This is a genomic window from Streptosporangium minutum, assembly GCF_002149035.1.
GTDB lineage: Bacteria > Actinomycetota > Actinomycetes > Streptosporangiales > Streptosporangiaceae > Streptosporangium > Streptosporangium minutum.
The window spans coordinates 1-25,401 of the sequence record NZ_NGFP01000071.1 but is presented as its reverse complement, the minus strand read 5'-3'; the positions used below and the strand labels follow the sequence as shown (position 1 = coordinate 25,401).

The following is a 25,401-nucleotide window of genomic DNA, read 5'->3' as shown; positions in this document are numbered from 1 at the left end:
CGCTGGGGGCTGGGTCGCGCTGGTGCTCTCCTCGTGGCTCTAACGACGTGGATCGATGTGGATCTTCGGCCCCTGCCCCGCCCCCGCAGGGCGGTGACCGGCCAGGACTTCGAGGCCCTCGGCCAAGCCGACCGTGGCGGCCACCAGGGGGCGGGCGTCCACGGACGCGTCGGCGTAGGCGGCGACAGCGCCTGCCAGGCCGGCCGAGCCGCCGAGGACACCGACGGCGGTGACGTCCTTGAGCACCAGATGGCGGGTGTCGATGGTGGAGGGTGTACCGGCCAGGCCGATGCAGACCACCCGTCCGGCCGGTTCGACCAGGTCGAGCGCGAGCGCGGGCAGGTCGCCGGCGTTGGAGGCGTCCACCACGGCGTCCCAGGCCAGCTCCGGCAGTGACGGCCTGGTCCAGGCGCCCTCGAAGCCGAGCGTCCGGGCCAGGCGCAGCCCTTCGGGATCGCGGCCGAGCAGGTGGACCTCGATCCCGCGGGCGCGCGCGAACAGCGCCGCCAGCAGGCCGATCGTGCCGGTTCCCAGCACCAGCAGGCGTCCGCCCGGCGCCAGGCCGGCGCCCTTGACGGCCCGCAGCGCGTTGCCGCCGGGTTCGACGAGCGCGCCCAGTGTGAGGTCCACGGTGTCCGGCAGCGGTTGCAGCGCCGAGGCGGGGACGGCGAGCTGTTCGGCCAGCGCGCCGGGACGGCCGCGGCTGATGCCGATCTCGGCCAGATCGGCGCAGACGTGGTGGCGGCCGGTACGGCAGCGGTGGCAGCGGCCGCAGCCGAGCATGGTGTCGCCGGTGACGCGGCGGCCCAGCCAGTCGGCGTCCACATCCGCGCCCACCGCGGTGACCGTGCCGCACCATTCGTGGCCGGGGCGGAGGGGGTACCACGAGCGACCGCTGTGCAGGTAGCTCATCTCGCCGGTGAACAGCTCCACGTCGGTGCCGCACACACCCACCCGCTCGACGTCCACGATCACCTCGCCGGGCGCGGCGACCGGCGGTTCGGTCTCCTGGAGCTCGGCCTTGCCCGGTCCGGTGACGACCAGCGCGCGCACTACCGGGCGCCCAGGACATGCCGGCGCCGGCTGCCGAGCCGCTCGGTGCCCAGCTCCATGACGTCACAGGGCTGCAACCGGATCGGCGGGGTGAAGCCCATGCCCACGCCAGGCGGGGTGCCGGTGTTGATCAGGTCGCCGGGCTCCAGCACCATGAACTGGCTCAGATGGTGCACGATGACGTACGGGGTCGAAGACCATCGTCTTGGCGGTGCCGGTCTGGCGGCGCACCCCGTTGACCTCCAGCCACATGCCGAGGTCCTTGACGTCCGGGATCTCGTCGGGGGTGACCAGCCACGGACCGGCCGGGCCTCCCGTCGCGGGCCTGTCCTGCCGGTGACGGGGTCGTAGTCGCGTTCGCAGACGGTGCCGGGGACGGTGTCCACGTTGTAGACCTCCGGCTCGCGATCGGCGAACGCGTGCTCCCGACGGGCGTTGAGGTTGAGGCAACTGTCGCGGACCAGCTGCGGCCGCGGGTGCGCCGGCAGCACCGCGTCGGGATCGAGGACCTGTCCCCACCGGGTCAGCACCGCTTCAGCCTCCTCAGGTCGCTGAGCGCGTCGAACGGCAGGGGCCTGGGCAGGCCGTGGCTCAGGAGGAGCGCCCCGTGATGGAGCACTCCGGTGTCCTCGTCACGGTAGACCCCCTCAGGGTCCAGGCCGCGCAGCCGTACCGGCGCGTCACCGCCCACCAGTGTGGTGGGCCGCCAGACGAACACCACCACCTCGTCTCCGAGCGTGTACTGCACGGCCCACGGCCCGAGCCGGTCCAGCCGTCCCCCGTGGACCACGGGCCGGATGCGCTTGTACTGCTCCACCAGCGCCGCCGCCTCCTCCAGCTCCTGCGGCGTCCAGCGCAGCAGATCGCCGCCGACTCCCAGGGCGCCGCTCATGGCGACGTGGAAGCGGAAGCGCAGCGGCGTGAGCCGCCCGGTGATCGCGTTGGGGCTGTCGGTCGCCCAGGCTCCCATCGTGCGCGCCGGGTAGAGCTGCGAGTAGCCGTGCTGGATGGCGATCCGCTGCGCGGCGTCGGTGTTGTCGGAGGTCCAGATCTGGTCGGTGCGGGCCAGCATGCCCAGGTCGGCCCGGCCGCCGCCGCTCGCGCAGCCCTCGATGGCCAGCTGCGGATGGTCGGCACGCAGCCGGTCGATGACCGCGTAGACGTTGCGCACGAACGGCACCCACACCTCGTCCCCCGCCTCGGTGAAGGGCCGGTTCATGTCCCACTTCAGGAAGGAGATGTCGTGCCGCCGCACGAGGTCGTCGAGCCAGCCGTGCGCCCAGGCGGCCACCTCGTCGCGGGAGAAGTCCAGCAGCAGCTGGTTGCGCACCTCGGTGCTGCGCCGGTTGGGCTGGCGCAGCACCCACTCGGGATGCGCCCGGTACAGCTCGCTGTCCGGATTGACCGATTCCGGCTCCACCCACAGCCCGAAGGCCATGCCCAGCTCCCTGACGTGCTCGATCAGCGGCGCCAGCCCTTCGGGGAACCGGTCGGGGTTGGGCCACCAGTCGCCCAGCCCGGCGCGGTCGCTGGTGCGCCCGCCGAACCACGCGTCGTCCATCACGAACAGCTCGACGCCCAGCGCCGCGGCCCGCTCGGCCAGCGCCATCTGCTGCTCCTGGGAGATGTCGAACTCGGTCGCCTCCCACGAGTTGAAGACCACGGGCCGGATCCGGTCGTCGAGCAGGAACGTGCGGGCGTAATCGTGCCAGCGGTGGCTGGCGCCGCCGAACCCGGCGGGCGAGTACACGCCGGCGAACACCGGCGTGTCGACGGACTCGCCCGCGCCGAGCCGCCAGGTCAGGCCCTCGTGCCCGAAACCCCCGCTGAGGCCGACCCGGTCGTGCTGGTCACGCTCGACCGTGATCCGCCAGCTCCCGCTCCAGGCCAGTGCGACGCTCCACACCTCGCCGTGCTCCTCGGTGGCATGGCCGTCGTCGACCATGAGCCAGGGATTGGCATGGTGCCCGCTGTGGCCGCGGCGGCTGGTCAGCACGGTCTCCGCCGTAGTCAGGTCGGTACGGCGCAGCTGGAACTCGCGACCCCAGTCGCCGCTCACGTGGCTGAGCCGGTAGCCGTCCCGGTGCGGCAGGTTCCACGCCGCCGAGTCGCAGCGCAGCAGTGTGACCGGCTCGGCGCCGGAGTTGGTCACGGTGGTCCAGCGTTCGATCGCCTCGCCCCGCACCCGGTAGTGCAGGCTGATCTCCAGCGGGTAGTGCCTGTCGGCCATGCGCAGCACCAGGTGGTCGTCCTCCACCTCATGGCCGAGATGGCGCCACTCCACGCCGCGGACGGCGTCGCCGTACCTGATCTGCAGCCCGGCCACGCCGAACCACGCGCCCCCCTCCACCGGCAGCTCCGGCCGCCCGGCCGGCAGATCGCGTGCCTGGTCGAGGGTGAGCGCAGGGCCCCAGTGCGCACAGGTGGGTGTCGCGTCGCCGACCAGTCGTACGGCATAGCCGGACGTCGGCGTGCTCAGCAGCCACAGGCCGTCGCCTACCGCGATCATCGGAGCCACACAGCGGTGTCGCGGGGGAGCAGGCCTCCGTCGAGGGGCCCGCTGGCCAGCAGGACCGTGCCGGTGAAGGGCACCGGCTCGGCGCCGAAGTTGGCCATCAGCGTGAAGCCCGGATCGCGTTGGAAGGCCAGTACCTCCGGACCGTGCTCCAGCCAGGTCAGGTCGCCGTCGCCGAGCGCGGGGTGGCGGCGGCGCTCGGCGATCGCGCGCCGGTACAGCTTCAGCGTCGAGCCCTCGTCTGCTTGCTGCGCCGCCACGCTCAGCGCCCCCCACTCCTCCGGCTGCGGCAGCCACGGGCGCACCGGGACGTCCGCGAAGCCGTACGGCATCGTCTGCCCCGACCACGGCAGCGGCACCCGGCAGCCGTCGCGGCCGATGAAGGTACGCGCGGTCCGCTCGAACATGGGGTCGCGCCGTTCGCCGGCCGGGATGGTCAGGTGCTCGGGCAGCCCGAGCTCGTCGCCCTGGTAGATGTAGGCCGAGCCCGGCAGCGCCAGCAGGAGCAGCGCCGCCGCCCGTGCCCGCCGCGTGCCGAGCACCACGTCCACCTGAACCTGGCCGAGCAGTACCTCGGCGGTCGGGTCGCGCACGAGGTCCTGGTCGATGCCGTAGCGGGTGACCATGCGCGGCACGTCGTGGTTGCCCAGCACCCATGGGATCGACCCGCCCGTCTCCACCGCCAGCCGGTGCGACTCCTCGATCACCGCCCGAAACTGCGCAGCCGACCACGGCGCGGGCATGAGGCGGAAGTTGAACAGCTGCGCCAGCCCGTCGCCCGTCAGGTAGGGCCTGGCCACCCCGGCGCTGCCGTACCAGATCTCCGCCACGCTCATCCGCGCGCCGGGATACCCGTCCAGGATCGCGCGCCAGGAGCGGTAGAGCTCCAGCAGCTCGGGCTGGTTCTCGTAGGGCACGGCGGCGTCGGCCGGGATCAGCGACGGGCCCGACGGGAGCTCGACCTCGGGCAGCCCGTCCTGCTTGAACAGCATGTTGGCCACGTCGATCCGGAACCCGGCCACCCCCCGGTCCAGCCAGAAGCGCAGCACGTCCTCGAACATGGCCACCACCTCGGGATGGCGCCAGTTCCAGTCAGGCTGGCTCGCGTCGAACAGGTGCAGGTACCACTGCCCGTCCTCGACCTGCGTCCAGGCCGGGCCGCCGAACTTGGACTGCCAGCCGTTGGGCCGGTCGCGGAAGATGAACCGGTCGCGCCCGACACCGCGCAGCGCCTCCTGGAACCAGGGATGCCGCACCGAACAGTGGTTGGGCACGATGTCCACGATCACGCGGATGCCGCGCGCCCCGGCCTCGGCGACCAGGTGGTCGAAGTCGGCCAGCGTGCCGTAGCGCGGATCCACGTCGCAGTAGTCGGCCACGTCGTAGCCGCCGTCGGCCAGCGGCGAGGGATAGAAGGGGCTCAGCCAGAGCGCGTCGACGCCCAGCCCGGCCAGATGGTCCAGGCGTGAGATCAGGCCGCGCAGGTCGCCTTGGCCGTCGCCGTCGGCGTCGGCGAAGCTGCGCGGATAGACCTGGTAGACGACGGCTTCGCGCCACCATTCAGCGGACACTGCGGATCCTCCAGACGAGAGTGGCGCCGGCGACGGCGAACGCGGCCGCCACGCCGTACATGAGCGGATAGCCTCCGGCCGAGGTGACCAGTGGCGCCGCGATGACCGGGCCGAGCGTGTTCGAAGCGGAGTTGGAAAGGCTGATGATGCCCAGGTCCTTGCCCCGGTCGGCGTCGGCGGGCAGCAGCTGGGTGACCATGGCCTGGTCGACGGCGACGAACATGCCGTAGCCCGCGCCCAGCAGCGCGGCGGCCGCGACCGCCGACCCCCAACTGGTGGCGGTGGTGAGCATCAGTGCGGACAGTGCCATCGTCAGGCCGCCGGCGAAGACCGCGGGCTTGCGCCGCCCGCTGCGGTCCGACAGCCATCCGGCCAGCAGCGTCGGCGCCACGCTGCTCAGCGTGAAGACCGCCACCAGCACCACCACGCCCTGCTCGACGGTGGAGCCGGAAAACAGGCTCTCGTAGTGGACGGCGTCGCGCAGGAAGTACTGCAGGTAGCCGATGCCCATCGCGAGCGTGAGCGTGATCAGCATGCGGCTGAGCCAGGCCCAGGCGAAGTCGGGGTGGCGGCGCGGGCTGACCCAGAAGCCACGTACGAAGTCCCGCAGCGAGAACGGCGGGCAGGGCGCGGCCTCCGGCTCCCGCGTGAGCAGGCCGAACGGCAGGATCAGCACCAGCACGAGCACCGCGATCGCCAGGAACGCCGGGCGCGAGCCGGTCAGCAGCACCGTGGCCACGACGCCGCCAAGCAACGGCCCGCTCAGCTGCCCCACCCCGGCCAGTGCCGAGGCCTTGCCGCGCTGCAGGATCGGCACCTGGTCGGGCACGGTCGCGATGGCGGTGGCCAGCGCGCCGGTGAACGCCAGCTGCGCCACCGCCCAGCCGGCCACCAGACCGGCGATCGTCTGCTGGAAGGCCAGGAACGTCAGGGCCGCCGCGCTGATGAGAGCGCCGCCCACGATCCAGGGCCGCCGGCGGCCGAAGCGGGAGGCCGTGCGGTCGGACATCGCGCCGAACAGCGGGTTGGCGACGGCCGTGCACACCGCGGCCACGGCGAGCACGACCGCGAGCGAGGCCTCCTTGTGCACGGGATCGATGGCGGCGACTTGTGAGGGAAGCAGGATCTGGCCCCCTACCGTGGCCGCCATGATGACGCCCATCTGCGCCAGGGCCAGCAGCGCCATCCAGCCGAAGGACACCTTCGGCGGGTCACCGATCCTGATCTCGCCCACTCATGCCCTCCAAACGTGATGAGGCATCACGTTAGAACATGACGAGGTGTTATGTTAAGGGGGAGATGGAGAATTCCGGCGTCCGGCGCAGACCGGTCCAGCAGCGCAGCATCGAGCGGGTGGAGCGCATCCTCGACGCCTGCGCCGAACTCCTCGACGAGGTCGGCTTCGACGCGCTCACCACGGCGGAGGTGGCCCGGCGGGCGGGCGTGCCCCCGGCGACGGTCTACCAGTTCTTCGACGGCAGGCCCGGCATGATGCGCGCCCTGGCGCTGCGCAACCTCGACCTGCTCCTGCTGCAGCTGCGCCGCCGGGCCGACGACGAGCCGGGACTCACCTGGCCACGCGCCGTCGAGATCGTGATCGAGGAGACCGTAGGCATGCGCCGCACCGTGCCCGGATTCACCGTCGTCGACTTCGCCGACACCCGCGTGGGCGGCGCCTCCTTCCTGCCGCCGGGCCAGATCCCGGAGGGCGGCGACATCCTGGCCGAGCGCTTGTACGACTTCGCGACCGGCCAGGCCGGACTGCCGCCGCTGCCCGACCCCTACCGGGTCATGCGCCTGGCCATCGAGACCACCGGGATCGCCCTGCGCCTGGCCTTCCAGAACTCGCGCGATGGCGACCCCGCCATGATCGATCAGGCACGCACCCTCCTGACCGCCTACTTCGCCCAGCTCACCCGCCACCGCCCGGCGGCGCCGAGCAGGTGAGAGAAGGGTGATCGCCGGGCCGGCAGCGATCTGCCGTGCTGACGGCACGACGCTGCTGCTCGGAGCGCTGGGCGGCGACGTGCCCCGGGTGCGCGCGGACGGCGAGACCTCGTTCCGCAACTCGCTCAACCGGCTCTGGCTGGGGCGCCTCGTCGACATCGACCCGGACGTCGTCTACTTCCGCGCCCGGAACAACCTGCCGGCGACCGGGGAACGGCAGTTGCTTCACGACTTGGCCGAGGTGTGCGGCCTCCACCGCCTAGGGACGTCCCTCCTTGACCAAGGTGGCGAAACGGGAGGCCACCTCGCCCCAGGCGGCCCGCGAGAGCGGGTCGTCGGTCGCAGCGGCGGCATACAGCTCGTCGAGGTCGAATCCTCGCCGGCGGGTGTACTCGGCGTCCCACCCCTGGATGCGTTCGGGCTTTGCCTCGGGGTGGAACTGCACGCCCCAGGCGCGGTCGCCCAGCCGGAAGGCCTGGTAGGGGCAGCGTTCGGTCTCGGCCAGCCAGACCGCGCCCGGCGGCAGGGCCGTGATGGCGTCGATGTGGTTCTCGATCGCCGGGACGGCGGCGGGCAGCCCGCCGAAGATCATGTCGTCCGCCGCCTCGGCCCTCATGGTGATGGACGTGCTGCCGTGCTCGGGCGCCCCGGCGTCGCCCTGGACCTTCCCGCCGCCGACCGAGGCCAGCATCTGCCCGCCGAGGCAGATGCCGAAGAACGGCACAGACCGGGCGAGGGCCTGCTCGACGAGGGCGCGGGTGGCCGGCAGCCAGGGCGCCCTGTCGTCGTCGTCCGGCAGGTAACCGCCGCCGAGCACGATCAGGCCGTCGTGCTCCAGCCGCGAGGGGAGGGCGGATCCGTCGAAGGCGGTGGCCACGTCGACGGTGACCCCGGCGGCTTCGAGCCATTCCCCGAACCGCCCAGGACCCCCGTTCGTCTCGTTCTGTACGGCAAGCACACGCGGCATTTCAGGCATGAGGCCCGACTTTACCGCCCCTGCCGGGGCGCTGGTAGGAGCGGGCGCCGTACTCGGCACAGCAAGCGGTGCTCGCCACCGAGGCGGACGCCCGGTTCCTGGCGTGGCCGGCCCTGAGGATCGCGGGCAGCGCCCGGCATTTATGGCCTGACCATTTCTTTCCTGCATCACGCCCGGGGTCGGCATCGTTCTTACCGCGGATACGGAAAGGCTGAATTCGGTCCTCGTTATGTCTGCTAGTTAGCAGAGTTTCGTTGACAATCATCAAAAGTCGGCTCTACCGTCCCGAAATATGTAGGTTTTTAAGGCGTAATCCGATGGAAGTCTTCTGCTCCGCATCGCCGCCGGCGTGCCCTCGGGCCGTGAAGGAGACACGCGTGTCCGGACCGGAACCGCTGTTCGTCATGAACGGGGCCGTCAAGCGGTTCCCCGCCCGCTCGGCCAGAACGAGCGGGGAAGTCCACGCTCATCAAGCCCCTGGCCGGGCCGCCCATGCCCGGCGGCCCACCCCCCAGTGAAGGGAACCTCCGCCATGCCCCCCAGCAGGTTCACCGTCCGCACGTCCCGATGGGTGGCGCGGACCATCGCCTTAGTCCTGGCCATGTCGAGCACGGTCGTGCTCACCGTGGCCGCCACCCCCGCGCAGGCCCACGACGTGATCGACCCCGCCGACTACCAGCGCGTCGAACTGGCCAAGGGCGTCGCAGAGATGGGCGAGCCCATGACCATGGCGGTGCTGCCCGACCTGTCGGTGCTGCACACCTCACGCGACGGGACGCTGCGCCGTACCGACTCGCAGGGCCAGACCGGCGTGGTCGGCACGCTGCCCGTCTACACCCATGACGAGGAGGGCCTGCAGGGCGTCGCCGTGGACCCCGGCTTCGCCGCCAACCGGACCGTCTACCTCTACTACGCGCCCCGCCTGAACACCCCGGCCGGGGACGCGCCCGCGACCGGCACGGACTGGTCGGCCTGGCAGGGCGTCAACCGCCTGGCCAGGTTCACCGTCAAGCCCGACTGGACGCTCGACACGGCGTCGCAGAAGACCGTGCTCGACGTGGCCGCCGACCGCGGCATGTGCTGCCACGTCGGCGGCGACATGGACTTCGACGCCCAGGGCAACCTGTACCTGTCGACCGGGGACGACACCAACCCCTTCGATTCGGCGGGCTTCGCGCCGATCGACGAGCGGGCCGGCCGTAACCCGGTCTACGACGCCCAGCGCAGCTCGGGCAACACCAACGACCTGCGCGGCAAGATCCTGAGGATCAAGGTGAACCCGGCGGACGGGACCTACACGATCCCCCAGGGGAACCTCTTCCCGCCCGGCACCCCGAAGACCAGACCCGAGATCTACGCCATGGGCTTCCGCAACCCGTTCAGGATGACCGTGGACAAGGCCACCGGCGTGGTCTACGTGGGCGACTACGGCCCCGACGCGGGCAGCACCGACCCCAACCGCGGCCCCAGCGGGCAGGTCGAGTTCAACCGCCTCACGGGGCCCGGCAACTACGGCTGGCCGTACTGCACCGGGACGAACACCCTGGCCGAGACCTATAACGACTACACCTTCCCCTCGGGCCCCGCGGGGCAGAAGTACGACTGCGCGACGGGCGGCCCGGCCAACAATTCGCCGCGCAACACCGGCCAGGACAAGCTCCCGCCCGCGAAGGCGGCGTGGATCAGGTACGGCGGGGACGCCGGTTCGCCGCCCGAGTTCGGCAGCGGCTCGGAGTCGCCGATGGGCGGCCCCGTCTACCGCTACGACGCCGGCCTGAACTCGGCCGTCAAGTTCCCCCAGGACCTCAACGGACACTTCTTCGCCGGAGAGTTCGGCCGTAAGTGGATCAAGGCGATCGACGTGGCGGCCGACGGCACCCGCGGCGAGATCGCCGATTTCCCGTGGACCGGCACCCAGGTGATGGACCTGGCGTTCGGGCCCGACGGCGCGCTCTACGTCCTCGACTACGGCTCCGGATACTTCGGCGGCGACGCCAACTCCGCGCTCTACCGCTTCGAGTACATCAAGGACAGGGACCGCTCGCCGGTCGCCGTCGCCAAGGCCGACAAGACCTCCGGGAAGACCCCGCTCACCGTGAAGTTCTCCAGCGCCGGCTCCGCCGACCCCGAGGGCGGCACGATCACCTACGCCTGGGACTTCGGCGACGGCACCACCTCCACCGAGCCGGACCCGACCAAGACCTACACCACCGAGGGCGAGTTCTCCGCCACGCTCACCGTGCGCGATCCCCAGGGCAACTCCGGCACGGCCAGCGTGGTCATCACGGCCGGCAACACCGCCCCGGCCGTGGCCATCGAGTCGCCCGCCCCCGGGAGGCTGTTCACCTGGGGCGACACCGTGCCCTTCACGATCAGGGTGACCGATCCCGAGGACACCGGCATCGACTGCGCCAAGGTCAAGATGACCTACGTGCTCGGCCACGACAGCCACGGCCACCAGATCACCTCGAAGAACGGCTGCTCGGGCGAGCTGACGATCCCGGCCGACGGCGAGCACGACGACGCGGCCAACATCTTCGCCGTCTTCGACGCCGAGTACACCGACAAGGGCGGGCTGACCACCCACACCCAGCACATCCTGCAGCCGCGCCACCGCCAGGCCGAGCACTACACCGCGATGTCCGGCATCGCGCAGATCTCCAAGGCGGCCGCGCACGGCGGCAAGACCGTCGGCGACGTGCACAACGGTGACTGGATCGCCTTCAAGCCCTACCGGCTCGACGACACCGGGACGATCAAGGCGCGGGTCTCGTCGGGCGGCGTCGGCGGCGCCATCGAGGTGCGGGCCGGCTCGCCCACCGGCACCCTGCTCGGCAAGGCCGCCGTCCCGGTGACGGGCGGCTGGGAGACCTTCGTCGACGTCCAGGCCCCGCTGAACGGCGCAACGGCGGCGACCACCACGCTCTACCTGGTCTTCACCGGCGGCTCCGGCGCGCTGTTCGACCTCGACGACTTCACCCTCGCCAAGGAGGGCGCCGGCAGCGGCCCGATCCACGCCGCCGACGGCAGGTGCGTGGACGTCGCCGGCGCCAACAGCGCCGACGGCACCAAGGTGCAGCTCTACTCCTGCAACGGCACCAACGCGCAGACCTGGCTCGTGGAGGGCCAGGCCGTCAAGGCGCTCGGCAAGTGCCTAGACGTCGCCGGAGCCAACAGCGCCGACGGCACCCGGGTGCAGATTTACTCCTGCAACGGCACCAATGCGCAGAAGTGGACCGCCGAGGGCGGTGCGCTGAAGGCGCTCGGCAAGTGCCTCGACGCCTCGGACGCGGCCCAGCTGGTCATCAGGACCTGCAACGGAAGCGCGGCCCAGAAGTTCACCATGCCGACCGGCCCCGCGAGCGGGAGCGGCGGCGACGTCCTGGTCTTCTCCCGTACGGCGGGCTTCCGGCACGACTCCATCGCCGCCGGCGTCCAGGCCGTCAAGGACCTCGGTTTCACCGCGACCGCCACCGAGGACCCGGGTGCCTTCACCGCGGCCAACCTGGCCGCCTACAAGGCGGTCGTCTTCCTCAACACCACGGGCGACGTGCTGGACGCCGCTCAGCAGAGCGCGTTCGAGGGCTACATCAAGGCGGGCGGCGGTTACGTCGGCATCCACGCCGCCGCCGACACCGAGTACGACTGGCCGTGGTACGGAAACCTCGTCGGCGCCTGGTTCGCCTCCCATCCGGCGGTGCAGAAGGCGACGGTCAAGGTCGAGGACCGGGCGCACCCGGCGACCGCGCACCTGGGCGCCACCTGGGAGCGGACCGACGAGTGGTACGACTACAAGACCAACGCCAGGACCAGTGCCCACGTGCTGGCGACCCTGGACGAGTCGACCTACTCCGGCGGCAAGATGGGCGCCGACCACCCGATCGCCTGGTGCAAGCCGTACGACGGCGGGCGGTCCTTCTACACCGGCGGCGGGCACACCGCGGCCTCCTTCGCCGAGCCGGCGTTCCGCGAGCACCTGCTCGGCGGCATCGACTACGCCATGGGCAAGGCGCAGGCCGACTGCCGCCCCGAGAGCGGTTACACGGCCCTCTACAACGGCTCGACCGCCGGGTGGGAGCAGGCCGGGCCCGGTGGCTTCGCCAACGCCGGCGGCACGCTGACCTCCCAGGGCGGCATGGGCCTGTTGTGGTACAAGGCGAAGGAGTACACCACCTCCTACTCGCTCAAGCTCGACTGGAAGGCGGCCGGCGACGACAACTCCGGCGTCTTCCTCGGCTTCCCGTCGTCGACCGACCCGTGGTCGGCGGTGGACAAGGGTTACGAGATCCAGATCGACGCCACCGACGCCCCGGAGAAGACCACCGGCTCGGTCTACGGCTTCAAGTCCGCCGACCTCGCCGCCCGGGACGCGGCGCTCAACCCGCCCGGCCAGTGGAACACCTACGAGCTGCGGGTCGAGGGCGAACGCCTGCAGATCTTCCTCAACGGCGCGAGGATCAACGACTTCACCGGCACCGACCCCGCCCGCTCGCTGAAGAACGGGCACATCGGGCTCCAGAACCATGGCGACGGCGACGAGGTGTCGTTCCGCAACATCCGGATCAAGGAGCTCGGCCCGCCCGCCGGCGACACCGTCATCCAGGCGGAGAGCTGGTCCCAGGCCAACGGGGTGGACACCTACCCGCATGGGCCCGCGCACGGCGGCACCGTGCTCGGCTACGTCAACCCCGGCGACTGGGCGGCCTACGACGGCGTGGACCTGACCGGCGTCACCGCCTTCACGGTCCGGGTCGCCTCGCCGAACCCGACCGGCGGCTTCGAGGTCCGCGCCGGCTCCCCGACCGGTCCGACGCTCGGCAGCGTCACCGTGCCGAACACCGGAGGCTGGGAGTCCTATGCCGACGTCTCCACCGTGCTCGCGAACGTCCCCTCCGGCACCGCCCGGCTGTATCTGGTGTTCACCGGGGCGAACTTCGACGTGGACGACTTCACCCTGGTCCGCGGATCCAAGGACGGCAAGGCTCCGGTGACCGAGGCCGCCGCGGATCCCGCCGAGTAGGCGACCGCCTGGCACACCGCGCCGGTGGCCGTCACCCTGACGGCCACCGGCCCGGGATTCAGCCGCGACCGGCCTGGTGTCTCTGCCTGAACCATTGATCCTGGACGGGCGCCCCGACCGGCCGCACGGAACGAGTGGAGGTGTGGCGTGGAGGCCGCCATCGGCGCCGCCGGGCTGTCCGTCACCCCCGAGCGCGCCGCCACCGTCGCCCTGGCCTCGCACGCCGCCATCCCGCAGACGATCCACGCCGCCGGCGTGATGGTCCGACCTCCTGGCGGCATCATGGGCCGCGGTTTCCAGCCCGTCCCAGCCGGCGACTCCCACGTGGTCATCACCGGATGCTCGGCCCTGGTTCCAGCGCGGGAGGCACGGATGGCATGCTGGGAGGCCTGTGATCATAAGGAGATCGGCGATGGCCCACCCTCTCGGCACGCAGCCCGCGCCCCGGCGCACCCCTCTCAGCGCGGAGGAGAGGGTCCGGAGCGAGGCGAGCTTCGCCTCCCTCGTCGCTCAGCAGCTCGTCGCCAACGGGCGGTTCAGGGTGAGCGCCGACACGCCGGAGATGGTGGATCTGTTCCAGGCGGTCGCCCGCAGGGTGGGCGAGACGCTCCAACGGCCAGTGGTCAGCTACGCCAACGGCAGGTACATCGTGATCACCTTCGGCCAGGAGGAGGCCCCGGCCGCACCGGCCGAGGCGCCCGCTCAGCACAGGGGCACCGGAACGTAGGCCCGGTCCTCGCCGAGGACGTCGGCGGCCGGGACCCGGGCCTGCCCGACGGCGTCGGCCCGGTTCTGCCCGGCCCCGCGGCGCTTGTCGGCGTCAACGGCGATATCCGCGTTCTTCCTCTCCCGGGTGGGCGCGTCACCACGTCACCGGGACCTGCTGCAGGCCGCCGACGACGAGCCCCTCGCGGCGTTCGAGGGCGTCGGCGGGTACGGCGAGTGCCAGCGTGGGCAGCCGGTCGAGCAGCACCTTGAGCACCGTCTGCAGTTCGGTGCGGGCCAGCGACTGGCCCAGGCAGGAGTACGGCCCGGCGCCGAAGATCAGGTGCGGGTTGGGGGAGCGGGTCAGGTCCATGTCGGCGGCGTGGTCGAACGCGCGCTCGTCGCGGTTGGCGGACGACAGGCTGCACACCACCGTCGTGCCCGCCGGGAGCGTGGTGTCGGCGATCTTCACCTCTTCGCTGATGTAGCGGGGGATGCCGAAGCCGAAGTTGGCGTCGTGGCGCAGGCACTCCTCCACCGCCGGGCGGATCAGCGCGGGGTCGGCGAGCAGTTGCTCCCACCGGGTGCGGTCGGCCAGCAGCATCGCCACCATCTTGCCGATCATGTTCGCGGTGGTCTCGTGCCCGGCGACCAGCAGGCCCTTGGCCGTCATCAGCGTGACCTCTTCGGTGACCTGGCCGTCGAGCGCGCCGACGAGCGAGATCAGCTCGCTGATCAGGTCATCGCCCGGTTCGGCGCGCTTGGCCGTGACGTGGGTGCGCATGTAGCCGGCGAAGTCGGCCTGGGCGGCGTCGATCTCGTCCTGGGCGAATTTGGTCAGGCTGAGCAGGGTGTCGGACCAGTAGGCGAACTTGTCGCGGTCGGCGTCCGGCACGCCGAGCAGGTCGCAGATCACCCATACCGGCAGCGGGAAGCCGAGGCCGGCGGCCAGGTCCGCGCTCGGACCCTGCTTGATCATCTCGTCGACCAGGTGCTCGGCCATCGCCTCGATCCTGGGCTGCATGGCCGAGACGCGCTTGGCGGTGAATGCCTTGCCGATCAGCTTGCGCCACTCCCGGTGGGCGTCGCCCCGGACATTGGTGCCGCCGCTGCCGAACACGCCGCCGGATTCGTTCGCGGTGATGTTGGCGGCGTCGTCGGCGACGAGATGGTGGGTGAAGCGGGGGTCCGACAGCAGCTGTTTCACGTCGGCGTAGCGGGTGAGCAGCAACGCCTCATCCCCGCTGGCCAGCCGGATCGGCGCCACGGGGCAGCCCTCGCGCAGTCGCGCCCACTCCTGGGGCGGCTCCAAGGCGCTGGGGGCGGGGAAGGGGTAGTGCGGTGCCTGCTGACCGGTGTCGCTCACATGTCCTCCTGAGTTGCGGAATACGCCGATCACGGTTGACCGGCTTGCCGGTGTGAACCTGCTTGGGGCCGCCGACCGTTGAGCCGTTATGGCTTCTCAGGCCGCTGACCAGCCGCCGTCCACCGGCACGATGGCGCCGTTGACGAACGAGGCGGCGTCGGAGGCGAGGAAGAGGGCGGCGTCGGCCATCTGTTCCGGCTGGGCGATGTGCTCGCCCAGGGCGAGCACGGGAGTGAGCCGGGCGGCGCCGGCCGGATCGAAGGACGCGTTCGTGGCGATGCCGGTCATGGTGGGACCGGGCAGGATGGCGTTGCAGCGGATGCCTTCCTTGGCGTACGCCCAGGCCACGCTGCGGGTCAGGCCCACGACGCCGTGCTTGGAGGCGGTGTAGGCGGCCCCGGCCGCGCCGCCGCGGATGCCGGCCTCGGAGGCGGTGTTGACGATCGCGCCGCCGCCCTGGCGCAGCATGTGCGGCAGCACCGCGTGGGTGACCAGGAACGTGCCGGTCAGGTTGACCCGGAGCACCCGCTCCCATGTCTCGACGGTGATGTCGGCGGGAAGGGCCATGGTGTCCATGATCCCGGCGTTGTTGCACAGCACGTCGATGCGGCCGTAGGTGCTGATCGCGGTCTCGACGAGCGCGGACACCGAGGCTCCGTCGCCGATGTCGGCGGTGACGGCGGTGGCCGCGTCGCCGATCTCGGCGGCGGTGCGCTCGGCGCTGTCCCGGACGATGTCGCAGACCACGACCCGGGCGCCGGCATGGGCGAGGGCGACGGCCATCGCCCTGCCGATCCCGGAACCCGCACCGGTGACCAGGCCGATCTTGTCGTCAAAGGGGCCCAAGAAGGTGGTCCTTTCGATCAGGGTGGGCGCCGTGCGGCGGGGACGGCCACATGGTCGGGCACGGCGGCGGACACGGTGGTGAGGCCGGAAGGCGTGGGGAGGCGACCCCTGCCCGAGACGGGCCGCTTTCCGGCTACCGGACAAGCTTGTCCGGTGTTCACCGTACCTACCCTGTCTGATTTATGTCGAGTCTATGCGTGGCCCAATGCTGATGAATCGGACTATATTGTCCGGTTGCTATCGTGGTCGCCATGCCTGATGTGCGCCGGACGAACAGAGGACCCAGTGCCGCGGTGGCGAACCGGGCGGCGCTGATCACGGCGGCCCGTGAGGTGTTCGCCACCGCCGGGTACGACGCGCCGCTCAGCACGGTCGCCCGCGCGGCCGGGGTCGGCCAGGGCAGCCTCTACCGGCACTTCCCCGACCGCATCAGCCTCGCCCTGGCCGTGTTCGAGAACGGCGTCGCCGACCTGGAGGCCCTGGCCGCCGAACCCGGCGCCACGCTCGACGACGTACTGGCCCTGATCACCGAGCAGGCCATCGCCTCGACCGCGTTCATCGACATGGTGAGCGTGCCCCCGGCCGACGCCCGTATCATCGCGATACGCGATCGCGTGGCTGGCCTGCTGGCGGGCCTGCTCTCCGAGGCTCAGCGCACCGGACGCGTCCGCCGGGACCTCACCACCGAGGACCTGGTCCTGGCCGTCGGCATGCTCGCCGGGGTCCTGGCCAAAAGGTCGGCGCCCGCCCGGCGGGTGGCCGCCGCACGGGTGTGGGAGTTGCTCCGTAAGGGGATGAACGCCTGATCACGCCTCCGGCAAGGGGCGCGGCGAGTTCACGACGATCGACGGTACGGCGGTTCCCTGAGCAGGCCGGAGCGCGGCGTGGCCGACAGCGCCGGAGGACACCCGATCGCCCGCAGCGCGGGACTGACGCTGCAGCCCGGAAAGCCCGGCAGCCCGGAAGCGCGGAAGCGCGGAAGATTTCTTGGATTAACGCGAAATGGTGGGGCCTCTTTCGCCATGTAGGGAATGTCCGCGTTCCGTACTGACGAAGGAGAGCAACCCATGGGAGTCGCCCGTGGATGACGACGGGGCGGCCAGGTTCGAGGCCGTCTACAGGGAGACGTACGACCAGATCGCGGCCTACGCCGCACGCCGCTGTGACTCTCCGCAGGATGCGGCCGATGTCGTGGCGGAGACCTTCACCGTCGCCTGGCGCCGGGTGGGCGAGCTGCCACCGGGGCAGGAGGCCAGGCTCTGGCTGTACGGCGTGGCGCGCAGGGTGCTGGCCGACCACCGCCGGAGCGCGGTCCGGCATCGGCTGCGCAGCGTGGAGCTTGACGCGGAGATGGTCGATCTTTACGGGGATTCCCCTGACAGCGGCGTTGGGCTGAGCGTGATCGCCGCGGTGTTCCGGAGCCTGTCCGACGACGACCGCGAGCTTCTTTCGCTGGTCGCCTGGGAGGGCCTGGGACGCGAGGAGATCGCCACGACGCTGGGTCTGTCACGCAACGCCGTACGCATCAGGTTGTATCGCGCCCGCAGACGCTTTTCGCGCGCGCTCGACGGAGCCGATGTCCGGTCCGCACCAGGGAGCCGGATGGTTCCGACGGGGAGGTCGCTGTGAGGAACGTCGATGAGATCAACGAACTGCTGAGGCCACTGGCCCGGGTCGAGCCCGGACAGCCGGACAGCCGCGCGTCCGGTGCGGGGGCACGGGCGCTGCTGGCTTCGATCGCCGTCCAAGAGCCTGATATCGCCTCCAGAGGGCTGGGACGTACCCGCCGGTACGCTCCACGCGGCCCTCGCCGTCTCGCGTTGGGCCTGACCGCCGCGGCCGTGCTCGCGGCAGGAGTCGTCGTGGGTCCGAGCCTGCTGGAGGACGGACGCGGCGTGGCGGTCTCCTACGCCAACTCCGCGGTGGAGATCGGCCGGGAAGGGGACCAGTACGTCGCCCGCATCAAGGATCCGTTCGCCGACCACGCCGAGTACACCGAGGCGTTCCACGCGGTGGGCCTGAACGTCGATCTGCGCCTGGTGCCCGTCTCACCGGGCGGAGTGGGGAAGATCCTGGGAATGATCATCGCGGCCAAGGGTTCCTCCCGCCCCGACCCGGAAGTCAGGCCGGATCCCTCCGGCCCCCGGTTCGGTGGTGTCGCCCTGTCGATGGAGACGGCACCCAAAGGGTGCCGGCCGGTACAGAACGGCCATTGCGTCATGGTGATGCGGATCCCCGCCGGTTTCACCGGGAGTGTGGATGTCAGGCTGGGACGCCAGGCGAAGCCGGGAGAGGAGTACGCGAATTTCGACTCGGCCATGGCGCCAGGCGAGATGTTCGGCGGCGTCCGGCTGCGAAACGGCCGCTCCGTGGACGACGTCCTGGCTGAGGCGCGCAGGCGTAACCTGATCGCGGTGTTCAGCCTCATCCGGATGGATGAGAGAACGGGCGTCATGTCGTCCTTCGACCCGTTGCCTGAGGACCGGGTCGGACCGGGCTGGACCGTCTGGAACGCGTGGCAGGTGAGGGCCGGCGTGATCCGGCTGCTCGTCACGCCCGAGCGTCTGCCCGAGAACCCGTTCTACAACGGAAGCGCGCCACCGCCCGCCTCCTGATCACGTGCACGATCCGGCTCCCGCCTCCCGCGACGGGCGGGAGCCGTCCGCTTCGGAACGTCGTCACAGGGGGAGGCGGACAGCCCGCGGGCCGGTTGTCGTGCGGCGGCCGGAGGGTCTCCGGGCACTGCGAGGCGGGGGTCAGGCGACGGAGTGGTTTACCGTGCCGGTGTAGGTACCGGCCACCGCCTGGGCCGGGACGTCGATCACGACGGTGGGGTTCCAGGTGGCGGAGTTGTCACCGGCCCCGGTCGTCTTGCTGAACGCGGTGTACGGCTCGTCCAGCACCTCCGCGGAGGCGGCATCGGGCTGACCGGGGACGAAGGTGCCATCACCGGTGGTGGCCGTCGCCGGGCCCGACCAGTAGGAGACCGCCGTGGTCGGGACGGTCTCGGCACCCGTTCCACCGCCCGTGGTGAAAGCCGTGCCCGATACGGTCGCCGTCCAGGTGGCGGTGAGCGCGGCCCGTTCGTCGGACACCGTGACCGCGCCGAGCTGCCCGCTGATCTGCGTGCCCGGCGCGCCGCTGCCGATGTCGACCGGACCGTCAGGTGTGCTGATCTCCAGTCCGCTGCCGGCGGTCACGGTGAAGGTCACCGTCGTGGCACACGTGGTCGACGGACCGCACGTATCGGCTGCGGAAGGCACAGCGAGCACCGTGGACACCATCGCGGCGGCGGCGCCCATTCCCATGGCCCCGAAACGGCTCTTCAACACGGCGATCTCCCTTGACGCGCCCCGACCCGGCCAGGAGCCAGGCATGTGCTCACATCGTGCTCAGCAGGCAGCGTCCGGAAACGGCGTGAACGTGTATCTGGCAGCTCCTTTGCCATGATCTGGTGCCGTTTGGCGGCCGTTGGAGCGGGCGCGGTCACTACGGCGAGCCGGAGCCGTACAAGGGGGGGAGCGCCACGGCCGTAATAGGGACTTTCGGCCCTGGAGGCGCCGATGAGGCAGGTGAATCCTTGAACGTGGGGGTGGTTTACATGAAAGAGAGCCACGAGTTCCGATGGGGCGGTCTGGCGGGTATCGGCGCGCTGGTGCTCGCCTTCATCGGACGGCTGGTGATGGGGAACGCTCCGAGGATCGGTGAATCCACGACGACGATCGCCGGGTACCTGTCGCAGTACCGCGCCCAGGTCCTGATGGGGGCGTTGCTCTACGCCATCGCGACCGCGCTGTTCCTGTGGTTCGGCGTCGCGCTGGCCACGGCCTTCCGCCGCGCCGATGAGAGCGGCGACGCGCCCGCGCTGGTGCTGGCGGGCTACATCCTCATCTCCGTGATCGGGTTCGTCGGCCTGTCGGTGTTCGCCGGGATGACCTACGCGATGACCGCGCACAGGGCGCTTCTGCCCATCGCCGCCGGGCCGTACACCGCCTTGGCGGTGATGGGCACGATCTCGGGGATCGCGGTCGCCGTGCCCTTCGGGGCCTCGGCCGTGGCCATCATGCGCACGCACGTGTTCCCGGTGTGGATGGCCTGGTTCGCCCTGCTCGTCGCGGCACTGAACGTGCTGGCCGCGTTCGCGGTGGGAATCACGGGAGGCGTGCTCGCTCCCGACGGCCTGCTGGTGGGGTACCTGCCCGGCGTGCTGACGGGCCTGTGGGTGCTGGCCGCGAGCGGGCTGCTCATCCGCGAGCACCTGCCGATCCCGACCGCGGGGACAAGGCCCGTCATGGGGTGATGGCGCCGCCTGGCCGCAGGCGGCCGGACGGACGCGCGGAGCGCGCCGGACCGATCCGGCGTGCTCCGCGTCTGTGCTCCACGCGTCAGACGGGCCGGCCGGCCGGTCCTGAGAGCCCTGTGCGCCAGTGGACCCGCACGGCCCCTCAGGTGACCCGGGCATACCGTCCCGGGCTGACCGGCATCCGCGGAAGGATCCGTCCCGGTCCGGCATTCACACCGGCCCGGGACGGGTCTTTCAGTGAATTCTAATAAAGGAGGTAGAGGGCGACGAGGGAGTCGACGCGCTCACATTTGAAATCCTGGACGATACCGCCGTTGGTGATGGCTTTGAAGCCGGTCCTGAAGCACTGGTCGTTGTACTGGTAGTAACCCGCGAGGTGCCATGAGGGGACGGCCGCCGCGGTTGCTGCGGAGGCGGAGGCGGTCATGCTGCCGAAGGCGAGCCCGGCGGCCATCAATGCCACCGCGGCCAGACGACGAGTCCTCATTGTTTTTCCTGCCCTTCGTCGAAGAAGAACGCGTCCAGGAACGGTGATCTGTGCGGTAATCGCGTCTCAGACACATGATTTCCTTTCGTCAGAATGCGCCGACGCACTTGGAAACCGGTTGCGGATCACTGGGAAATCCAGCCGGGGCGGCCTTTTCCTCCCGGCCTATCTGCGTCCGTCCGCAGACCATGCGCTTTGACCGGGCAGGAAGGGGGTCGGATGAAAAATCACAGTGACTGTGGACTGAGGCGGACGTGGTGGAAAGGTCATGCGGTCATCGGGGCGTCGGCGACGCTGGAGGAGGTGGAGAGTGCGCCGCCGGGAGGAGTCCACCTATCTGTGCGGAGCCGTTCCCGAGCCCGTATCCCCGGATATTCCAACCCATGATGAGCCGGATCCGCCGTCCGTGATCACAGAGGTCGCGGGACGACCTCCTCACCGAGGGTTCAGGAGATCGGTGATCCGGAGGAACCCGTCTCCGCCGTGGCCTCGTCCGATGACGCGGCGCGCCAGGCCTTCGGCCGCACGCATCACGCCCGCGTCGATGCTCCGGCCCGCATCGCCCCGGTGAGCTGCGCCGGCGGCTGCCGGGCCTCACCGAGAAGGTGCTGACTCAGACGCTCCGGGAGATGGAGGGCGACGGACTGGTCCACCGGGAGGTACACGATGTGCGGCCGCTGAAGACCGTGTACTCCCTGACCGTGTTCGGCCGCGAACTCTCAGAGGCGTTGGCGCCTCTTTCCGACTGGGGCCACCGCCGTCTGGAGAAGCTGGCTGAGCTCCAACCGGTCTCCTGACGCATCGCGAACCTCCCCGTCTCATCTGGATCCGACGCTCTCCCGACCGCCCGTGACCAAGCTTCGGGCCGCTCCGGCCCGCCGACAAGTACCCACAAAAAAGTGGCTACCGCGGGTGACGTGGGGTGGCGATGCGAACACGCCTGCCCGGACAGCCCGGAACGCGGTCCCTCCAGCGGCTGTGCCGGCTCGGGAATCACGGCGAACGGCCGCCTGCGGTTCGACATGCGGGGGTTGCGTCCACGGACGTGGTGCACGAGTTCCCCCAGCCGGCGCGCCTTCCCCCAGCCGGCGCGCCGAGCGGATACATCGGCCGGGTCGCTGCCGGGTATGGCCGGTGTGAGGTGTGCCGATCTCACCTTCGGGTCATCGATCTGATCGAGACCCCGGAGATCTGATCGAGACCCCGAAGACGGGGGGCAGCAGATGGCGAAGCGAGTATGGGCGCGTCGGCTGACCGAGGAGGAAGGCGGGCGGCTACTGAACCACCCGCAGAACGAAGGGCTGAGCCGGCGCCGCGTCCTGGGTGGAGCAGCCGCACTGGCCGCTGGAGCCGCAGCCGCCGCGGTGGGGTTGCCGTCCGGCGACGCGCCCGCCGCCTCCACGCGAACCGCACCCGATCTCGCCCGCTGGCGCGGGCAAGCGGCGCGCGTGACGATCACCCGCGATGACTGGGGCATCCCGCACGTGGTGGGCGAGAGCGACGCCGATGCGGTGTTCGGGATGACCTATGCCCAGGCCGAGGACGACTTTGACCGGATCGAGACCAACTACCTGGTCAGCCTCGGCCGCCTCGCCGAGGCCGAGGGCGAGAGTGCGATCTGGCAGGACCTGCGCCAGCGGCTGTTCCTCGATCTCCAAGTGCTGAAGGGGGACTACGCGAAGAGCCCGGCCTGGTTGCGCAAGCTGATGCGGGCCTGGGCGGACGGGCTGAACTGGTATCTCGCGACGCACCGAGAGGTGCGCCCGCGCGTGATCAAGCGGTTCGAGCCCTGGATGGTGCTGAGCTTCTCCGAAGGCAGCATCGGCGGCGACATCGAGCAGGTGTCCCTCACCCGGCTCGAGGCCTTCTACGGCAACCGCGCGGTGGCGATGACCGATGAGGAGCGCGAGCCGCTGTTCCACAAGCCCACGGGTTCGAACGGCATGGCGATCGCGCCGGGCCGCACGCGGAACGGCCATGCGCTGCTGCTGATCAACCCGCACACCAGCTTCTTCTTCCGCTCCGAGCAGCAGGTGACAAGCGGCGAAGGGCTCAACGTCTATGGCGCGGTCACCTGGGGGCAGTTCTTCGTCTACCAGGGCTTCAACGCGGACGCGGGCTGGATGCACACGTCGAGCGGTGTCGACAACGTCGACGAGTTCGCCGAGACGATCGTGACCGGGGCGGACGGCAGCCGCTCCTACCGTTACGGCGACGCGCTGCGGCCGGTGAGGACGGAGACGATCACGTTGTCCTACCGCACCGCGGATGGCCGGCGGGCGCAACGCGGCTTCACCACCTTCGCCACGCATCACGGCCCGATCGTGCGCGAGGTGGACGGCAGGTGGATCGCGTCCGCGCTGATGAACAGGCCCGTCGAGGCGCTGCAGCAGAGCTTCCTGCGCACCAAGGCGCGGGATTACGCGGGCTTCCTCAAGGTGGCGGGCTTCAAGGCCAACAGCTCGAACAACACGCTGTTCGCGGACTCGAAGGGGCAGATCGCCTTCCTGACGCCGCCGTTCGTGCCGGTCCGCAACGATCGCTTCGACTATCGCCGGCCCGTCGACGGCAGCGATCCGGCGACCGGCTGGCGCGGGCTGCACAGCCTTCAGAGCCTGCCTCAGGCAGTGAATCCGAACAATGGCTGGGTGTTCAACACCAACAACTGGCCCTGGACCGCGGCCGGCGCGGACAGCCCCGAGGTCGCCGACTATCCGCGCTATTTCGACCAGGCCGGCGAGAACCCGCGCGGGCCGCAGGCGATCCGGGTGCTGAACGCGCGGAGCGACTTCACCCCGCAGACGCTGATCGCAGCCGCCTTCGATCCCTACCTCACCGTCTTCGCCCGGCTCGTGCCGGGGTTGATCGCGGCGTGGGACAGGCTGCCCGGGGGCGACCGGCAGAAGGCGAGGCTCGGCGGCCCGATCCGCCTGCTGCGCGGCTGGGACCATCGCTGGGCCGCGGATTCGACCGCGACCTCGCTGGCCGTGTTCTGGGGTGAGGCGCTCTGGGCGTCCTCGGACCAGCCGGCGAAGGACGCGGGCTTGTCGGTGTGGGATTACATGGCCGGCCACGCAACCGACGCGCGGCGGCTCGCGGCGCTGGAGGCGGCGGCGGAGCGGCTGACGCAGGATTTCGGCAGCTGGCAGGTGCCCTGGGGAGAGATCAACCGCTTTCAGCGCAACGACGGCGCGATCGTCCAGAAGTTCGACGACGCCAAGCCGAGCATCCCGGTGCCTTTCACCTCCGCGCGATGGGGCTCCCTCGCCTCGTTCAGAGCGGAGCGCCGGCCGGGAACGAAGCGCTGGTACGGCACCGGCGGCAACAGCTTCGTGGCGGTCGTGGAGTTCGGGCCGAGGGTGCGCGCCTGGGCGGTGACGGCGGGGGGCGCGAGCGGGCATCCCGGCTCGCCGCACTTCGACGACCAGGCCGAACGCTACGCGAGCGGCGATCTCCGGCCCGTCTATTTCTCTCCCGACGACCTCGAGGGCCACATCGAGCGGCGCTACAGGCCGGGCTTTTGATCAGTCGCCGGAGGGATACTCCTCGGCGAGGCGCTTGTCGTGATTCGAGACGGCGACACCGCCCCTCCACGCAGGACAGCCCGTCGATCCTCGGCCTGATCCGCATGTCCGAGGCGTGCGGGGTGTCTACGGCCCCCGGCCTGGACGCGGGAGCGGTACGTGCGGGAGGAGACGCTGCGCGAGACCGGCACCGCGATCGCCGACCACCACTGCCGGCTGGATCCGGGCGAGGTGGCATCTCCCCGAATCACCCCGCCGAGGATGGACGGACCAACCGACTCGACTGCGATGCCAACTGCCTTTCAAACCGGCGTTGATCTGTCTGTTATCGGTGGCGGCCAGGCTGAGGACATGACCGGGGGCACTCTGAGGATCGTTTTCAGCGCCGAGGACCTCGCCCGTGTCCGGATCGCCTCCAGGGCCGATCCGATGTGGGAGATGGTGATGAGCCTGTGCCGCCTGCAAGAACGCGGCGGCGGCGCGGCCATGACCGGCTGGCGGCGGCGGGTCCGCGGCGACCTGGTCACGGCGGGTCTGCTTCCTCAGGTGCGAGAGGTGCTCCTTCCCCTGGTTCCGAAAGGGGCCTACTTTCCCGACTTCCTGACACCGATCGAGGCCCAGTTCGGGCTCCGGGCCGGGACCGAGGCCCTGGCCGACACGCCACGAGCGCGCGTGCGCGAGGAGTTGAACGTGCTGCGCGCCCACGCCGGCCTGCCGGCAAGCCTGGAGGATCTGGCCCGCGGCGATCCACGCTCGATCCGCCGCCTCAGCCGTCTGGTGGACGGCTACTGCCGAACGGCTTTCGCCTCCTACCGGCAGATGATGGAGGCGGCCCTCAGCCATGAGCGCGGCGGCCTGGTGCGCCACCTCGCCGACGGAGGCGTGGACACCATGCTCGGCCGGCTGGCGCCGGTGCTGCGATGGAGGTCCCCCGTCCTGGAGGCCGCCTACCCCGTGGGGAATCGCGAGATCCGCCTGCACGGACGAGGCCTGACCCTGATCCCCTCCTACTTCTGCCAGATCACCCCCGTCGTCCTGGTCGACCAGCGCCTTCCTCCCGTCCTGGTCTACCCGGCCCCCCGCCGGCC

21 protein-coding genes and 1 pseudogene are annotated in these 25,401 nt (G+C 70.7%); 10 read left to right on the top strand and 12 right to left on the bottom strand.

Features of this window, described 5'->3' with window-relative positions:
- Window positions 1-39: 39 nt before the first annotated feature.
- From CA984_RS17295 to CA984_RS17275, 6 genes and pseudogenes are all read right to left on the bottom strand, one after another.
- Window positions 40-1,053, bottom strand: coding sequence for a zinc-dependent alcohol dehydrogenase (locus CA984_RS17295; protein WP_086573504.1), 1,014 nt, complete (start codon window positions 1,051-1,053; stop codon window positions 40-42).
- Window positions 1,053-1,208, bottom strand: coding sequence for a fumarylacetoacetate hydrolase family protein (locus CA984_RS48695; protein ID WP_278249028.1), 156 nt, complete (start codon window positions 1,206-1,208; stop codon window positions 1,053-1,055). The genes CA984_RS17295 and CA984_RS48695 overlap by 1 nt, the downstream gene beginning before the upstream one ends.
- A gap of 94 nt (window positions 1,209-1,302) precedes the next feature.
- A pseudogene (locus tag CA984_RS48690) lies at window positions 1,303-1,572 on the bottom strand (hypothetical protein); the annotation flags it as partial.
- A gap of 4 nt (window positions 1,573-1,576) precedes the next feature.
- Complete coding sequence (locus tag CA984_RS17285) at window positions 1,577-3,562, bottom strand: alpha-galactosidase (protein ID WP_086573533.1); 1,986 nt, start codon at window positions 3,560-3,562, stop codon at window positions 1,577-1,579.
- Window positions 3,559-5,139, bottom strand: a complete 1,581-nt coding sequence (locus CA984_RS17280) for a glycoside hydrolase family 13 protein (RefSeq protein ID WP_086573502.1) — start codon at window positions 5,137-5,139, stop codon at window positions 3,559-3,561. Before CA984_RS17280 ends, CA984_RS17285 begins: the two co-directional genes overlap by 4 nt.
- Window positions 5,129-6,373, bottom strand: a complete 1,245-nt coding sequence (locus CA984_RS17275) for an MFS transporter (protein ID WP_086573499.1) — start codon at window positions 6,371-6,373, stop codon at window positions 5,129-5,131. The genes CA984_RS17280 and CA984_RS17275 overlap by 11 nt, the downstream gene beginning before the upstream one ends.
- Before the next feature lie 65 nt (window positions 6,374-6,438).
- Between CA984_RS17275 and CA984_RS17270 the strand changes: the two genes are divergently transcribed.
- Window positions 6,439-7,086: a TetR/AcrR family transcriptional regulator gene (locus CA984_RS17270; protein WP_165781297.1), complete on the top strand. Its 648-nt coding sequence runs from the start codon at window positions 6,439-6,441 to the stop codon at window positions 7,084-7,086.
- Between the two features lie 259 nt (window positions 7,087-7,345).
- Here CA984_RS17270 and CA984_RS17265 read toward each other — a convergent pair whose 3' ends face one another.
- Entirely contained in the window at window positions 7,346-8,053 is a 708-nt protein-coding gene (locus tag CA984_RS17265) for a type 1 glutamine amidotransferase (protein WP_165781296.1), read from the bottom strand.
- Window positions 8,054-8,594: 541 nt separating this feature from the next.
- Between CA984_RS17265 and CA984_RS47925 the strand changes: the two genes are divergently transcribed.
- Entirely contained in the window at window positions 8,595-13,082 is a 4,488-nt protein-coding gene (locus tag CA984_RS47925; RefSeq protein ID WP_086573492.1) for a ThuA domain-containing protein, read from the top strand.
- 412 nt (window positions 13,083-13,494) lie between these two features.
- Window positions 13,495-13,809 carry a hypothetical protein gene (locus tag CA984_RS17255; protein WP_086573489.1) on the top strand — a complete coding sequence of 105 codons (315 nt, stop codon included), beginning with the start codon at window positions 13,495-13,497 and terminating at the stop codon, window positions 13,807-13,809.
- A gap of 135 nt (window positions 13,810-13,944) precedes the next feature.
- On the opposite strand, the gene CA984_RS17250 is transcribed toward CA984_RS17255, so the two are convergent.
- Window positions 13,945-15,153, bottom strand: a complete 1,209-nt coding sequence (locus CA984_RS17250) for a cytochrome P450 (protein ID WP_086573486.1) — start codon at window positions 15,151-15,153, stop codon at window positions 13,945-13,947.
- A 96-nt stretch (window positions 15,154-15,249) separates the two neighbouring features.
- Window positions 15,250-15,999: an SDR family NAD(P)-dependent oxidoreductase gene (locus CA984_RS17245; protein WP_086573483.1), complete on the bottom strand. Its 750-nt coding sequence runs from the start codon at window positions 15,997-15,999 to the stop codon at window positions 15,250-15,252.
- Between the two features lie 251 nt (window positions 16,000-16,250).
- On the opposite strand from CA984_RS17245, the gene CA984_RS17240 reads away from it, so the two are divergent.
- The 3 genes from CA984_RS17240 to CA984_RS17230 all read left to right on the top strand — a co-directional run bounded on the left by CA984_RS17240 (window position 16,251) and on the right by CA984_RS17230 (window position 18,614).
- Window positions 16,251-16,805, top strand: coding sequence for a TetR/AcrR family transcriptional regulator (locus CA984_RS17240; RefSeq protein WP_086573531.1), 555 nt, complete (start codon window positions 16,251-16,253; stop codon window positions 16,803-16,805).
- 274 nt (window positions 16,806-17,079) lie between these two features.
- Window positions 17,080-17,628: an RNA polymerase sigma factor gene (locus CA984_RS17235; RefSeq protein WP_086573480.1), complete on the top strand. Its 549-nt coding sequence runs from the start codon at window positions 17,080-17,082 to the stop codon at window positions 17,626-17,628.
- On the top strand, window positions 17,625-18,614 hold the full coding sequence (locus CA984_RS17230; protein WP_086573477.1) for a hypothetical protein: 990 nt from the start codon (window positions 17,625-17,627) through the stop codon (window positions 18,612-18,614). Before CA984_RS17235 ends, CA984_RS17230 begins: the two co-directional genes overlap by 4 nt.
- 141 nt (window positions 18,615-18,755) lie before the next feature.
- Here CA984_RS17230 and CA984_RS17225 read toward each other — a convergent pair whose 3' ends face one another.
- A complete protein-coding gene (locus CA984_RS17225; protein WP_242676007.1) occupies window positions 18,756-19,331 on the bottom strand; it encodes a hypothetical protein in 576 nt (191 codons plus the stop codon).
- Window positions 19,332-19,600: 269 nt separating this feature from the next.
- Between CA984_RS17225 and CA984_RS17220 the strand changes: the two genes are divergently transcribed.
- Complete coding sequence (locus CA984_RS17220; protein WP_086573472.1) at window positions 19,601-20,299, top strand: hypothetical protein; 699 nt, start codon at window positions 19,601-19,603, stop codon at window positions 20,297-20,299.
- A gap of 247 nt (window positions 20,300-20,546) precedes the next feature.
- Here the strand turns inward: CA984_RS17220 and CA984_RS17215 are convergent, their stop codons facing one another.
- On the bottom strand, window positions 20,547-20,789 hold the full coding sequence (locus CA984_RS17215; RefSeq protein ID WP_133061696.1) for a hypothetical protein: 243 nt from the start codon (window positions 20,787-20,789) through the stop codon (window positions 20,547-20,549).
- A gap of 435 nt (window positions 20,790-21,224) precedes the next feature.
- Window positions 21,225-21,320 (bottom strand): hypothetical protein, encoded by a 96-nt coding sequence (locus CA984_RS49040; RefSeq protein ID WP_341351719.1) that lies wholly within the window; start codon window positions 21,318-21,320, stop codon window positions 21,225-21,227.
- A 74-nt stretch (window positions 21,321-21,394) separates the two neighbouring features.
- Between CA984_RS49040 and CA984_RS17210 the strand changes: the two genes are divergently transcribed.
- The 3 genes from CA984_RS17210 to CA984_RS17200 form a co-directional block, all read left to right on the top strand.
- A complete protein-coding gene (locus CA984_RS17210; protein ID WP_242676006.1) occupies window positions 21,395-21,586 on the top strand; it encodes a winged helix-turn-helix transcriptional regulator in 192 nt (63 codons plus the stop codon).
- 426 nt (window positions 21,587-22,012) lie between these two features.
- Window positions 22,013-24,313 (top strand): penicillin acylase family protein, encoded by a 2,301-nt coding sequence (locus tag CA984_RS17205; RefSeq protein WP_207620907.1) that lies wholly within the window; start codon window positions 22,013-22,015, stop codon window positions 24,311-24,313.
- 351 nt (window positions 24,314-24,664) lie between these two features.
- Window positions 24,665-25,401, top strand: a 737-nt coding sequence (locus tag CA984_RS17200) for a transcriptional regulator (RefSeq protein ID WP_086573465.1), incomplete at its 3' end; no start/stop codon positions are given.

What these genes read in the sequence shown, in the direction of transcription:
- CA984_RS48695 (WP_278249028.1), bottom strand. Translation starts at nt 1,208, where the DNA reads ATGGTGCTGGAGCCCGGCGACCTGATCAACACCGGCACCCCGCCTGGC.
- CA984_RS17285 (WP_086573533.1), bottom strand. Translation starts at nt 3,562, where the DNA reads ATGATCGCGGTAGGCGACGGCCTGTGGCTGCTGAGCACGCCGACGTCC.
- CA984_RS17270 (WP_165781297.1), top strand. Translation starts at nt 6,439, where the DNA reads ATGGAGAATTCCGGCGTCCGGCGCAGACCGGTCCAGCAGCGCAGCATC.
- CA984_RS17265 (WP_165781296.1), bottom strand. Translation starts at nt 8,053, where the DNA reads ATGCCGCGTGTGCTTGCCGTACAGAACGAGACGAACGGGGGTCCTGGG.
- CA984_RS47925 (WP_086573492.1), top strand. Translation starts at nt 8,595, where the DNA reads ATGCCCCCCAGCAGGTTCACCGTCCGCACGTCCCGATGGGTGGCGCGG.
- CA984_RS17255 (WP_086573489.1), top strand. Translation starts at nt 13,495, where the DNA reads ATGGCCCACCCTCTCGGCACGCAGCCCGCGCCCCGGCGCACCCCTCTC.
- CA984_RS17240 (WP_086573531.1), top strand. Translation starts at nt 16,251, where the DNA reads ATGCCTGATGTGCGCCGGACGAACAGAGGACCCAGTGCCGCGGTGGCG.
- CA984_RS17220 (WP_086573472.1), top strand. Translation starts at nt 19,601, where the DNA reads ATGAAAGAGAGCCACGAGTTCCGATGGGGCGGTCTGGCGGGTATCGGC.
- CA984_RS17215 (WP_133061696.1), bottom strand. Translation starts at nt 20,789, where the DNA reads ATGAGGACTCGTCGTCTGGCCGCGGTGGCATTGATGGCCGCCGGGCTC.
- CA984_RS49040 (WP_341351719.1), bottom strand. Translation starts at nt 21,320, where the DNA reads ATGCGTGCGGCCGAAGGCCTGGCGCGCCGCGTCATCGGACGAGGCCAC.
- CA984_RS17205 (WP_207620907.1), top strand. Translation starts at nt 22,013, where the DNA reads ATGGCGAAGCGAGTATGGGCGCGTCGGCTGACCGAGGAGGAAGGCGGG.